Consider the following 13,287-nt stretch of genomic DNA (forward strand, 5'->3'; position numbering starts at 1 on the left):
CGGGCGAAAAGCTCCCGCCTGCCTACCGGCGGATCTCGGAGCACCGCCCGCCCCTCCCCGAATCAGGCCTCGAGGAGATGGGGATGTTTGTCGCGCCAGTGGATACCTCAGACCGGCTCGAAAGCACTCACGGCGAGCTGATGGACCGCCGGATCACGACAGGTCTGGACGCCTCCGGGAACCTCCGCCAGCAGGCTGGCCCGGTTTTCGGGCGGGTAGACGCGCAGCCGGGTTCCCCGGGTCGTCTCGTCGGCGCTCTCGCAGCCGGGGAGCAGGCCGGGCTGGGTGATGGCCAGGGTCGCGCCGGCGCGCCCGCCCGGGGCCAGGGTGACGGGGGCACCTGACGGCCCGTTCCGGTCAGCCGCCGCGCCGATCTGGCGTCCCGCCTCGTCCACCACGGAGACGCCTGGGAACCCAGCGACGACGCACGGGGCCGAACCCGTGTTCGTGAGCACGATCCGGCCGTAGATGTGGCCCGCCGCTCCCTGAAGATCGTCCACGGCGGCGGTGAGACCTGCCGCGGCACACGCCGCCACATCACCCGAAGCGGCGGTCGAGGGTGCCGTACCGGCCACGCTCGACGTCGGCGGCGGGGTCAGTGCCGGCACCGACACCGCGGCGGAGGCACCCGGGGAGGTCGGTACGGAGGCGCTCGCGCTGTCGGTCGAGTCACCCGCGTCCCCGCAACCGGCGACGGACGCGGCAATCGACACAGCCAGCGACATCATGGCGACGAGGCGGAGACGGGCAGGCCTGCCTGGTGTGGTGCGCATGCAGACCTGCCTACCCTGCTCGTGGACCGCCGAGTCCGCGCGTGACCATCCGGGCGTGACGGTCAGCGCCTGGCGGTCGGAGCCTGATGTTCAGTGCGTGGCGTCGGCCAGCTCGCGGACGCCCAGCTCGGCCAGCAGCCGGGAGCGCAGCGCGGCGAAGGCCGGATCCGTCCGCAGCCGCGGCGCAGCCAGCTCGACCGAGGCCTCGAACGACAGCCGGCCCTCGGAAAGGACCAGGATCCGGTCGGCCAGCAGGACCGCCTCGTCGACGTCGTGCGTCACGAACAGCACGGCGGGCTGATGCCGGGTGCACAGCTCGTGCAGCAGAGCGTGCATCCGGATCCGGGTGAGGGCGTCCAGGGCGCCGAACGGCTCGTCCAGCATGACCAGATCCGGTTCACGGACCAGCGCACGGGCGAGCGCCACCCGCTGCGCCTCACCGCCGGACAGCGTCACCGGCCACGAGCGTTCTCGGCCGCCCAGGCCCACCTCCTCGAGCGCGGCCCGCCCGCGCTCGGCCGCGCCGGGCCCCTTCAGGCCCAGGATGACGTTGGCGAGCACTCGGGTCCACGGCAGCAGCCGGGGCTCCTGGAAGACCACCGCCCGCCGGCGCGCGACCAGCACCTCGCCGGTGACCTCGTCGTCGAAGCCGCCGAGAACCCGCAACAGCGTGCTCTTGCCCGACCCGCTGCGCCCCAGCAGGGCGACGAACTCGCCGGGTGCGATGGTGAGGTCGAGGCCGTCGAGGACCGCACGGGAACCGAACGCCCGGGTCAGCCCGCGTACCCGCACCGCCGCGCCGGCGCCGTCCGCGACCCCCAGGTCGGTGTGGGTGCCGGTGCCGGGGTCGGTGTCCTCGGCCGCGGTCAGGTCCCCGTGAATCCGCGTCGCCATGACAACAGGCTCCTTTCCAGGACACGGACGATGCCGTCGCAGAGCAGGCCGAGAATTCCGTAGATGACCAGGCAGAGAACCATGATGTCGGTCCGGTTCCAGCCCTGGGCGCGGTTGAGCAGATAGCCGATTCCAGAGTCGGTGTTGACCTGTTCCGCGAACACCACGAGCAGCCAGGCGACACCCATCGACCAGCGAAGGCCGACCAGGAAACCCGGGAGGGCACCCGGGATGATCACCCGCCGGATCAGGCCGGTGCGGCTGAGCCCGAAGGCACTTCCCGCCTCGACAAGCTTGATGTCCACACCACGGATCGCAGCGAAGGTGTTCATATAGATCGGGAAGGTCACACCAACTGTGATCAGGAAGATTTTCGCCTCTTCGCCGATCCCGATCCAGACGATGATCAGGGGCAGCAGCGCGATGACCGGAATCGCGCGCAGGAAGTTCATCGCGGAGTCGACGACATCCTCGCCGAACCGGAAGAATCCGGCGACCACGGCAAGCGCGAGCCCGAGACCCACTCCGATCAGCAGACCCCAGGCCACCCGGAACAGGGAGGTGGCGAGGTTGTCCGCGAGCTCGCCCGAGCTCCACAGCTCGCGCGCCGCGCCGACCACGGCGCCTGGTGGGGCCAGCTCACGGTCACCGACCAGGTTCAGACCGGTCGCGAGCGACCAGGCGACGAGCAGCAGCGCCGGGCCGGCGAGCCGGCGGGTCCAGGGCGGAATCCTCCGCGCGCGCCGCGCACGGTGGCGCTTTCCGGTCGGATCCTCCAACGCGGAGACCAGCCGCACCGCCGCGACCGTGGCCCCGTCCGCGGCGGTGGCCCCGCCCGCGCCCGTGGCCGCCACGTCCGCGATCGTCGCCCCCGGGGCCGTAACCCCGATGCCGCCGATGTCGCGGGCACCGTCGCCAGCCCGGTCACGGTCCGCGGATCCGGCAGACCGGTCGACCACGCGCGGGACGGCCTCGCTGATCACTTCGGTCACGGAATCCTCCATCCGGTGTTCGCCGGCGCCCGGGTACCCGGGCGATCGCCGTTCACAGCGGCAGGCTCGCGGCGGTGAACGCGTCCCGCAGTTCCAGGTTGAAATCCTTGTCGATCTCGTTGTCGACGCTCAGCGAGGTCGGCAGCTCACCGACTGCGGAAAGCAGCTTCGCCTGCACCCGCTGGCTCTCGATGAAGGAGTCGGAGACAGGGGTGTACCTGGTTCTGGGCAGGCTGTCGAAGAAGGTGCGCGAAGCCTTCGGGTCCTGCTTGAGCGTCTCGACGTAGTACTTCTGCACCCACTCGTCCGGATGCTCCTTGGGCCAGGTCGAGGCGCGGGAGAGGCGGAGCACGAAGTCCGTCACCGCGGCGCGGCGGGCCGGGTCGGCGAGTGCGTCCTTGGCCGCGAGCAGCACTGAGTACTGCGGAAGCGGGCTGGTCTTCAGCTCACGTGCGTCTGGACCGAGTGCGGCGCCGAACTGGCGGACGTAGACCACCGCGTCCGCCTCGCCGGAGGCGAACGTGGCACCAATGCTCGCGGCCGGAACGTTCACGACCTTGACGTCGTCCTGGTCCAGTCCGACCGAGGCGAGCTGGTTGAGCAGATAGCCGTGCAGCGACGTGCCCTGGGTGAACGCGATCCGCTTCCCCTTCAGGCCGGCGAGGTCTCGGATGTCCGAGTCCTTCGGCACGAAGATGGTCTGGGAGTTCACGGACGACTCCGAGACGGCCACGGCGACCACGCCGGCATCCGAGGCGTTCGCGAACAGCACCGGGGTGTCGCCCATGAAACCGACATCGAGTCGGTCCGCGCTGAAGGCGGCGTTCATGTGCGGCCCGTCCGCGAAGTTGTTCCAGTTCAGCTTGTAGGACGTCCCCTGCCCCTGGCCGGACAGGGTGATCGGCAGCTCCAGCGACTTGCTCTGGTCACCGATACGCAGCGTTCCGGCGGTTCCGCCGGCGGACCCGCTGGAACCGGTGGAACCGCTGTCGTCCCCACCGCAGGCGGCGAAGCCGAAGGCGAGAACGGCGACCAGGCCGGCCTGGGCCAGCACCGGCCACCGCCAGCGGATCCGTCGATGGCGCATGAATGTCTCCAGGTGAAAGGAGCCGTCGGCATCTGTTCGATACCGACAGCCAGGCAGACGATGCAGTGAGATGAAGGGCGGGAGGACGGGAGGAAGAGGCGCCGAAGGAAAGCAGCCGAGAAAGGCGCCGAGGAAACAGAGGAAAAGGGGCGGAGGGGCGGAGGGTGGCAGTGGCGCACGGGTCAGGCGCCAACGGCGCAGGCCGCACCCGTTGCGGGTACGGCCTGCGGCGGTTCAGCTGCCGAGGAACGGCTGCCCGGCGACCAGTTCGGACTCCTGCCCGTCGACGCCGACCGGAACATCACCTTCGATGGTCACCCGGTAGAGAACACGGTCGAACTCGAGGTGGCTGAGGTCGGACGGACCGAGATGGGCCGTGGCCCGATTGTCCCAGAACGCGACATCGCCGGGGTTCCACTTGAATCGCACGGTGAACTCCGGCCGCGAGATCTGCTCGTAGAACAACTCGAGAACACGGTGGCTCTGGCGGGGCGAAAGACCGATGATGTCGTTGTCGCGGGCGGTGAAGCTCGGGCTCACGAAAAGCGCGCGCTCACCGGTCTCCGGATGCACTCGCACCACCGGGTGTATCGCCACCAGGGGGTTCGACTGGATCCGCCGTCCGTACTCGCCGCCCTCGAAGATCGGCAGGCTGAAGCTGTGCCGGGCCCGCAGGCTGTCGGCCAGCACCCGCAGCGGCTCCGGAAGCGACTGGTAGGCCGCGACCAGGTTCGTCCACGCCGTGTCTCCGCCGTAGGGCGGCACGATGTCGGCACGCAGGATCGAGCCGGCCGGCGGGTTGACCAGCGCGGTGACGTCGGTGTGCCACCCGTTGTCGTAGGTGGCCTTCCGCCGGTCGCCGAAGAGCTTCGCGTACCGCCGGCTGTCGATCGGAAGGATCTCCGGGTGATCCGCGGGCGGCTCGGTCTCGTGCGGGTGCGCCGCGGTGAGCCGGCCGAACCGCCGGCCGAAGGCCACCTGCTGCGCGTGGTCCAGGTGCTGGTCGCGGAAGAAGACCACCTTCCAGGTCAGCAGGGCGGAACGGATCTCGGCGATGGTCGCGTCATCGAGATCCTCCCGCAGATCGACCCCGTGGATCTCCGCTCCGGTGTACCCCGACAACGGCCTGACATCGATACCGATGCTCTGGACGGCTCCAGCCATCTGCACATTCACCCTCTCGGCGAGCGGAAGCTAACACGGAATTCCAGTGGAACGCACACAGAAAAGGCGCGTCACATCACCCGGCCAGATCCCCGGAAAGAAACCCAGAAATTATCGGCCGGCACCCTGGAGCGGGCCTGACAACCCCTTCCGGGGCGAACCATCCCGCCTATTCATCATCAGATGACCAGACAACCCTGGTCAATGTTTTCTGATCGAATGGAATTATTTCAGCGCCGCTTCCGGGAAACGACCGGGTACAGCCCCACCAGACACCCCGGCCGCCCCGGCCGCCCCGGCCGCGAGAACTGGATTACGCGAGAATGCGTCCAGCGTCCGCGGGCTTCGGTGCACGGAGTTGAGCACGGCCGCCGTCGCCGCGACCGCGAGCACGTCCGCCCCGAAGCTGCTGGGCCGCACGACCGGCTCCGGATCCCGGCACGAACGGGAATGCGCGGCGATCTCCTCGAACAGGTCCGGCAGCAGCGCGGGCTGGAAAAGCACTCCCAGCTCGGTCAGCACCAGCAGCTCCGGGTCGAGCATGTCCAGCAGAGTCGCGACCACCTTGGCGATGTCACCGAGCCGGCGGCGTACCAGCTCGACCGCCGCCGGTTCGCCCGCCGCGACCGCCTGTTGGAGCAGCATCGGGTCCGGCCGCGGCAGGATCCCGCGCTCGACCGCCCTCGCCAGCAGCGCACGGTCGGAAAGCGACGCCTGCGCGCAGCCACGCTCCCCGCATGGGCAGGGCTGTCGCGCACCGGGAACCGGCAGGTGCGCCACTCCCCCGGCGGCCGAGCGCAGGCCACGGTGGACCACGCCCTCGGTCGCGATCGCGGCGTCCACCACGTTGCCCACGAACAGGTGGACGAGGCTGGACCGGGCACGAGGCTCACCGAAGAGGATCTCGGCCTCGGCCAGTGCGTGCGCGTGGCTGTCGACCCGGACCGGCAGACCGGTTCGGGCCGCCAGCAGCGGCCCCAGCTGGAGGTTGCGCCAGCCCAGCGGCTCATGCTCGACGACGGTGCCGGTCCGGCCATCGACGTGCCCTCCGGTCACCACACCGAGACCCAGCACCCGGCGGCGGCCGGCATGCCGCTGAAGGAACCGCGGCAGACCACGCGCGATGAGGTTGATCAGCTCGGCGGCGTCACCGCTGTGCGGTAGCTCCTCCCTGGCCACGGTCCGGCCTCGCAGGTCCACCAGGCCGAAGGTGAGGATGGGGACGGCGATGTGAACACCGCAGGCGAGATGCGTGTCGGTGTCGACGTCGATCGGCACGCTCGGCCGGCCCGCACGTGGCCCGCAGGCCGCGGCGGGCAGCTCCCGCAGCACACCCAGCGAGATCAGGTCCGCCGTCTGCCGGGACACCGCCGCGGGGCTGAGCCCGGTCGCCGCGCCGATGAAGCTCCGGGCAACCGGGCCGTGGTCGAGCACCGCACGCAGGACGGCCGCGGCCGAGCCCGACCCCCGCGGCCGGTCGCGTGACCGTTGGCCGTCGCGGCCGGCGTCCGGGATGTCGGGCCTGGCAACGGGCGGATTCGTGGCGGGTGAGCTCGTGCGCGGACCGGGCACGGGAACCTCCTACGCGCGTGTCGTCCACTGCAGAGACGGTCGCCCGCCCAGACGGGTGACGGGTGACGGGTGACGAGCGGTTCGCGGGCGCGAAGCGTCGCCGTCAGCGCGTGGTCTGACAGAGCGCGCTGGCGACGCGCCGGAGATCGATATGAGCACGACAGACGAGATGCGAGTGCTCACCCATGAGAGGAGAAGCTAGGCCACCGACCTCATATTGTCAACAAGTTCGGTGTAGATATGGGCAAATCTCCGGGGTGTGCGGTCAGCCCCGCGCCGGTGCCAGCGGCGCCGCGCCCAGGCCCGCGACCGGCCCGTCCGCGGGGAGAGCGCCGGCCCGCCGGCGGTAGGACGACGGCTTCTCCCCACAGTGCTGGGCGAAGGCCCGCGCGAACGCGCTCGGGTTCTCGAAGCCCACAGCCGTGGACACCTCGAGCACCGACAGGTCCGGGTTCGCCAGCAGCGCCATCGAACGCAACAGCCTCGCCTGCAGGACGTAGTGCCGCCACGACATGCCGAGCGTGGCCTGGAACTGCCGGCGCAACGTCCGCTCCGACACGCCGACCGCACGGCTGACCGCGCCGACGGAGGCGGAGTCGAGATGCGTCTGGGTGTAGGCGATCGCCGCCGCGACGACGGGGTCGGACGTCGTGGGCAGGCTCAGCGGAGCCTCATGGTCCAGCGCCTCCGCGACGAGATGACCGAGGGTCCGGAAGAAACCCTGTGCCACCGGGTCGTCGCCGGCACGGGCGATCGGCCAGCGCAACGCATAGATCATCATCTCGCGGATGAGGGTCGGCACGGCGATGATGCGCGCACGGTCACCCGGCCGCGGAACCAGCCCGGGATCGAACAGGACGGAGATCGTCCGGGCGGTCGGGTTGAGCGTCGCCTGATGTTCCAGGCCCGCGGGAATCCAGGCGGCCTGCTGCGGCGGGAGCAGATAGTGTGCGCTCTCCGTCTCCACCTCGACGACGCCGGCGACGGCGTACTCGATCTGGTGCAGGCTGTGCGAATGCCAGCCGGTTACCAGGGCGGTGCCGTCGTGCAGGTAGCTGCCGGCGAGCGCGTGGCCCCCTCGGCGCATGTCGATGACGCCGATCCTGGCCGGTTCAGCAGCTCTGTCAGCCGAATAGACGGTAGCGGCCACCCGGGTAAGAATAGGCGACCCGGGCCGGTGGTGAAGGCCGAATTCCCGGCCACGCTGGTCTGCCGGGCCCGCCGGGCCGGCAGACCCGGGCCGGCCGAAGTCCGTCGGCCACCCACGGCACCGATCAACACCGGCCTTTCCGTCGTCGACTCGGGCCGGCGGCATCCCTGATCATGTAGCGAGAGCCGGAAGAGGCTCACTATGCTGGGCGGATGCCTGGCCTGCCAGCATCCAGAAATCAAGCGATCAGGCATCGCGTTCGATGCGTCCGGCGGATCGGAGCGCGCCCGGCACCATCGGCGGACGCGTGCGGATCGCCGGCATGAGTTCAGGACAACGCCGCCAGGGGAGCGAGGAGTCCGGGACCCGTACAGCCCTGCTCGACGCGACTGCCCAGATCATGCTGGATGAGGGGTACGCCGCCGTCAGCTCCCGGCGGGTCGCGGCCCAGGCCGGGATCAAGCCCGCCCTCGTGCATTACTACTTCCGGTCGATGGACGATCTCTTTCTGGCCGTGTTCCGGCGCGGTGCGGAGGCGAACCTGGCTCGGCAGCAGGCGGCCCTGCGCGAGCCGCGCCACCTGTGGGCCCTGTGGGAGATCGACATCGATCCGCGTGGGACCGCGCTGCTCACCGAGTTCATGGCACTCGCCAACCATCGCAAGGCCATCCGCGCGGAGATCGCGGCCTACGCGGAGCGGTTCCGCGAGACGGAACGCGCCGCGCTGGCAGCGGCCCTCGAGGCGCGGGGCGGTGCTCCGGCCGAGATCGACCCGCTGGTGGCGACCCTCTTCATGACCGGCATATCGCGCATCCTGGTCATGGAACGTGCACTGGGAATCACCATGGGCCACCAGGAGACCCTGGAACTGGTGAACCTGTGGCTGGAGGCGCTGGATCCGGCCGAGGAGCACTGACCGGGCCGTTCCCGCCGTCCCGGCGCTCCTGACCACGGTCCCGGCGCTCCTGACGGTCCCGGCGCTCCTGACGGAAGCGGAGCACGGTGGTCAGGGCCAGTGCCACGGCTGCGCCGAGGAACGGGAAGGACGGCGGGACGTAGCGGTAGTCGAAGCCCGCGGTGGCCGGCGGCAGCAGCAGCGCGAGCAGCGCGACCCCGGCCAGCAGCAGCAGTGGTGCGCGCCTGGTCCGATCGCGGACCGACAGGACCAGGCCGGCGAACGCGGCCAGCAGCGCGATGCCGATCGCCGGCGCGGGCACCCGGACGTCACGCTGATACGAGACCAGCCAGCGGGCGGCCGGGGAATGCACCGTGGTGGCGAATTCGCCGCGCTCGTAGGCGCGCATGTCGACTGCCTCCCGGTCCTTGCCCTGCAGGGGAATCGTCGCGGAGGCGAAGAGGTACCGCTGGGCCACCATCCGGCTCGGATAGTCCGCCAGACGTGATTCGAAGGTGCGCCTGAAGTCGTGGGCGACGGTGCGAAGGTAGTCCAACGGCTGCCGGGTGATCGCCGCGGTGGCGAACTGGCGCGCCAGTTCCTCCTTCTCCGGGCTGAAGGTCTCGCCGGGGACGTCGAACAGCGGTGTGTCGCCGTGCCAGATGTAGTTCGACGGCTGCTGCCGCTCGCCCACCGGCTCGGCCGGGCAGAGAACCCGTAGCTTCTGCGGCGGGTCGATCACGGCGCAGTCGGCGAACGTCGCCGTCCGGGAGTAGAGGAAGATCCCGGTGCTGCCCGAGATCGCGAATGTTCCGTGCTCGGCCTTGTACCAGCCGCTGTAGGCGGCCAGCGGCAGTGTCAGGGCCACCGCGAAGACGCCGACGGACCGCCAGCCGGGCCATCTGGCCACCAGCCACAGCGCCGCGACCAGCGCCAGGGGCAGGCCGACGGACCTGGTCACCGAGGCGGCGCTCAGCGCGAGGCCGGCGCCGAGCGCTCCCAGCACACCCACCCGGCGGTTCCAGAGCAGGCACATGACAGCGCCGAACAACAGCGCGGTGAAAAGCGTCTCGGACAGCACCATGTGTTCCAGCGCGATCTGGTAGGCATCGAACAGCTGCGGCACGGCACCGCCCGCGGCGAGCCAGGCCGGGCTGCGCAGCCGCAGCAGCAGCAGGTAGATTCCGACCCCGACGGCAAGCCCGATCAGATGCTGCGCCAGCACCACCAGCTCAAAGCTGTGAAACGGGAGGAAAGCCCGCAGGAACATGCTGTAACCGGCTGGCCGGACGGCATAGGGCTCGGGGCGCAGGGCCACGCCGACATAGTCGTAGCTGTCGTTGAACCAAAGCGCCGGTCGATATCCGAAAACCGCGGCCAACCGCACGGCGAGAGCACCGAGAAAGAGCGCTGCAAACAGGCAGTGCCACCAGCCGCCGGTGCGGCCCCAGACACCCTTTGACGCGCCCCCGCGGCGCACCGCGCGGTGCTTTGGACGATGGGTGGAGGCGTGCCCGGGCACGGTCCGGAGCGTAGCGTTCCCGGCCAAAGACAGCAAATCCGGGCGAGACTGCCACCAACCGACACCGACTACCGTCAGCTACCCGACCCAGCACGCTCCGTTTTGCACCATTCCACACCGTTGTGCACCGTTGCGCACCCGAGGTATCGGCTCCGCATCGAGGCACCGGCCCGGAGCGGGCGCGCCGGACACCCGACGACCGCCCCCCAGGCATGAATCGTGGTGCGCGACCAGACCACGCCAGGCATCGGACAGATGACGGATCAGCTGGCGGGGATTGGGCCCCGGATCGGGCGAACCAACGGCGCGTGAACATTTTCGGACCGCGCCACCCCTTTCCCGGGCGGCCAATAAAAACCCTCCCATGACCCAACTCAACCGACGCACCGTCATCCTCGGCGGGATGGCGGGAGTGGGAACTGCGCTGGCGGGTGTCTCGATCGCCCGGGCCGCGTCCTACCCCTTCACTCTCGGTGTCGCCTCCGGCGAGCCCACCGCGGACGGATTCGTTCTGTGGACCCGTCTCGCGCCCAGTCCTCTCAACGCGGACGGACTCGGCGGAATGTCGAGCGCCAATGTCACCGTGGAGTGGCAGGTGGCGACCGACCAGTACTTCACCACGCTCGCCGCCAGCGGATCGACGACCGCCGTCCAGGCCTGGGCGCACAGCGTCCACGTCGAGGTCAGCGGTCTGCAGCCGAACAGCGAGTACTGGTACCGGTTCCGCGCGTCGGGCCAGATCTCCCCGGTGGGCCGCGCCCGCACCGCGCCGGCCGTCGGCACCAGCCCCACGCTGAAGATGCTGTTCGCCTCCTGCTCGCACTACGAGGCCGGCTACTTCACCGCCTACCGCCGGATGGCCGAGGAGACCCCGGACCTGATCCTGCACCTCGGCGACTACATCTACGAGGGTGGCGCCGGCAGCTCCGGCGTGCGCACGCACCAGCCGAGCGCGGAGATCACCTCGCTGGCGAACTACCGGGTGCGGCACGCCCTCTACAAGACCGACGTCGACCTGCAGGCCGCGCACGCCGTCGCACCCTGGATCCCGGTGTGGGACGACCATGAGGTCGAGAACAACTACGCGAACCTCGTCCGGGAGAACTCCACCCCCGCCGGGGACTTCACGGCCCGGCGGGCCGCCGCGTACAAGGCGTACTACGAGCACATGCCGCTGCGCTCGGCGCAGATCCCCGTCAGCCAGAACATGCAGCTCTACCGGCGGCTGCGCTGGGGCAGCCTGGCCACCTTCCACATGCTCGACACCCGGCAGTACCGCGACGACCAGGCCTGCGGCGACGGCACGCAGGTCTGCGCGGACGCCGATCTCGCGAGCCGCACGCTGACCGGGGCCACGCAGGAGACGTGGCTGCTCAACGGCCTCGGCCAGCACCTCGGCACCTGGGACATCATCGGCCAGCAGGTCTTCTTCGCGCAGCGGCTGAGCTCCGCCGCCGGCGCGAAGAGCATGGACGCCTGGGACGGCTACACCGCCAACCGCGGCCGCATCCAGGCCGGCTGGCAGGCCACCGGCAACGACAGCGTCGTCGTGCTCACCGGGGACGTCCACCAGCACTGGGCCGCGAACATCATGGACAACTACACGACGCAGAACCAGGTGATCGGCACCGAGCTGGTGACCACCTCGATCACCTCCGGCGGTGACGGCACCGGCGCCGGCACCGGCCTGTCCACCCTGAACCCGCACGTGAAGTTCAACTGGAACCGCCGCGGCTACGTACGCACCGTCACCACCCCCGCCCAGATGACGGTGGACTTCCGCGTGCTCAACCAGGTCACCGTGCGCGGCCTGGCGGTCAGCACGGCGCAGAGCTACGTGATCCAGGCCGGGAACCCCGGCCTCCAGACGGTCTGAAGGGGGCAGCGATGCACAGGCGCAACACGCGCAACAGGCGCATCACCCGGGTCGCGGTCATCGGCACCGCGGCGACGGCCGCCCTCGCCGGCATGCTCGCCGGCCCGCTCACCGGCACCGCGCTCGCGGACGGGACCACGACGGCCGACGTCACCTGGACGGTCGCCAACACCGACGCCACCGGCGACCAGGACACCTCGGAGGTGTCCGCGACCCGCAACGGCTACACGGCCGTCGTCTGGGAGGACGACCGCGACACGACCGCCCCCGAGGACACCCTGCACACCGAGGTCTACCTCCGTCTTTACAAGGACGGGACGTCCCTGTACGAGAAGCAGCTGTCGACGGGTGGCAGCGGGAACTGGCGGCACGTCCAGCCCGACGTCGCCCTGCACGACGACGGCACCGCGGTGGTCATCTGGGCGGAGGACCCGGACGGCAACGGCTACTACAACATCACGGTCCGCGCGGTGAACACCGCCGGCACGGTGACCGGATCCGCGCAGGCGAACGCCGACTCCACCGGGCAGCAGCTCAACGCGCACGTCGCCGCGGACCCGGACACCGCCGGCTTCGCGGTCGCCTTCGAGGACGTCCAGACCGGCACGGAACCGACGGTGCGCCTGTCCGGGTACGCGTCGATCTCGTCCAAGACCTACGAGGTCCAGGTGAACACGGCCGGCGGCACCCACCACCGGCCGGACGTCGCCCAGGACGCCGTCGGCAACGCGATCGTGGTCTGGGACGAGGACGGCGACGGCAACGGCTCGTACAACGTCGGGCGCAAGGTGTACACGCCGTCGGGCGGGGTGAAGGTCGCCCAGACCATCGCCAACGTGGCGACCGCCGGGGACCAGGACCGCCCGTCGGTGGCGGCGAACTTCAACGGTGACTACGTCGTCGCCTGGGAGACCACGCAGAACGGCACCGCGCAGGTCGGTGCCCGGTCGTTCAGCGCGGCGAACGTGGCGGGCCCGGAGGTCATCCTGCCCGGCGCGGACCCGCAGGCCGGCATCGACGACCAGCGGCGCGCCGTGGTCGCCTGGGCCCAGGGCGCCGACGTCTACGCCCAGGGCCTCAACGTGGACGGCACCAGCACCGGCCGGCTCCCGCAGCTGCGGGTGCACACCACCATCGCCGGCAAGCAGGACGAGCCGGCGCTGGGCGTCAACGCGTGGGGCCAGATCGTGATCGCCTACACCGACGACCACGACGGCAACACCTTCGACCAGGTGTACCTGGGCACCGGGCTGGTCAACAGCACCTGGTAGCGGCTGGCCGGGGCGATCAGCTCAGCCAGGCACGGTTCGGCTCCGGTGGGTCGTCGCGTACGGCCCACCGGAGCCCGCACCGCCGCTCGGC

11 protein-coding genes are annotated in these 13,287 nt (G+C 70.3%); 3 read left to right on the top strand and 8 right to left on the bottom strand.

The features are described from left to right. Positions 1 to 107: 107 nt before the first annotated feature. From CcI49_RS24525 to CcI49_RS24555, 7 genes are all read right to left on the bottom strand, one after another. Positions 108 to 773, bottom strand: a complete 666-nt coding sequence (locus CcI49_RS24525) for a DUF4232 domain-containing protein (protein WP_076829634.1) — start codon at positions 771 to 773, stop codon at positions 108 to 110. A gap of 90 nt (positions 774 to 863) precedes the next feature. Further along, on the bottom strand, positions 864 to 1,667 hold the full coding sequence (locus tag CcI49_RS24530; RefSeq protein ID WP_076829637.1) for an ABC transporter ATP-binding protein: 804 nt from the start codon (positions 1,665 to 1,667) through the stop codon (positions 864 to 866). Next, positions 1,640 to 2,671 (bottom strand): ABC transporter permease, encoded by a 1,032-nt coding sequence (locus tag CcI49_RS24535; protein ID WP_083473950.1) that lies wholly within the window; start codon positions 2,669 to 2,671, stop codon positions 1,640 to 1,642. The genes CcI49_RS24530 and CcI49_RS24535 overlap by 28 nt, the downstream gene beginning before the upstream one ends. A gap of 40 nt (positions 2,672 to 2,711) precedes the next feature. Next, a complete protein-coding gene (locus CcI49_RS24540; RefSeq protein WP_054571386.1) occupies positions 2,712 to 3,746 on the bottom strand; it encodes a PhnD/SsuA/transferrin family substrate-binding protein in 1,035 nt (344 codons plus the stop codon). Between the two features lie 234 nt (positions 3,747 to 3,980). Continuing rightward, positions 3,981 to 4,910: a TauD/TfdA family dioxygenase gene (locus CcI49_RS24545; protein WP_054571387.1), complete on the bottom strand. Its 930-nt coding sequence runs from the start codon at positions 4,908 to 4,910 to the stop codon at positions 3,981 to 3,983. A gap of 225 nt (positions 4,911 to 5,135) precedes the next feature. Continuing rightward, positions 5,136 to 6,482, bottom strand: a complete 1,347-nt coding sequence (locus tag CcI49_RS24550) for an ROK family protein (RefSeq protein WP_083473951.1) — start codon at positions 6,480 to 6,482, stop codon at positions 5,136 to 5,138. A 265-nt stretch (positions 6,483 to 6,747) separates the two neighbouring features. Beyond that, positions 6,748 to 7,569, bottom strand: coding sequence for a helix-turn-helix transcriptional regulator (locus tag CcI49_RS24555; RefSeq protein ID WP_054571388.1), 822 nt, complete (start codon positions 7,567 to 7,569; stop codon positions 6,748 to 6,750). A 385-nt stretch (positions 7,570 to 7,954) separates the two neighbouring features. On the opposite strand from CcI49_RS24555, the gene CcI49_RS24560 reads away from it, so the two are divergent. Further along, positions 7,955 to 8,548, top strand: a complete 594-nt coding sequence (locus CcI49_RS24560; protein ID WP_054571456.1) for a TetR/AcrR family transcriptional regulator — start codon at positions 7,955 to 7,957, stop codon at positions 8,546 to 8,548. Here CcI49_RS24560 and CcI49_RS24565 read toward each other — a convergent pair. Then, positions 8,472 to 10,007, bottom strand: coding sequence for a hypothetical protein (locus tag CcI49_RS24565; protein ID WP_241840217.1), 1,536 nt, complete (start codon positions 10,005 to 10,007; stop codon positions 8,472 to 8,474). The two genes, CcI49_RS24560 and CcI49_RS24565, sit on opposite strands and share 77 nt — an antisense overlap. Before the next feature lie 406 nt (positions 10,008 to 10,413). Here CcI49_RS24565 and CcI49_RS24570 point away from each other — a divergent pair, with 406 nt between their 5' ends. Then, positions 10,414 to 11,925, top strand: coding sequence for an alkaline phosphatase D family protein (locus CcI49_RS24570; protein ID WP_054571390.1), 1,512 nt, complete (start codon positions 10,414 to 10,416; stop codon positions 11,923 to 11,925). Positions 11,926 to 11,936: 11 nt separating this feature from the next. Continuing rightward, entirely contained in the window at positions 11,937 to 13,196 is a 1,260-nt protein-coding gene (locus tag CcI49_RS24575; protein WP_054571391.1) for a hypothetical protein, read from the top strand. The last annotated feature ends 91 nt before the right edge of the window (positions 13,197 to 13,287 follow it).

It is taken from the genome of Frankia sp. CcI49 (assembly GCF_001983215.1).
Taxonomy (GTDB): domain Bacteria; phylum Actinomycetota; class Actinomycetes; order Frankiales; family Frankiaceae; genus Parafrankia; species Parafrankia irregularis.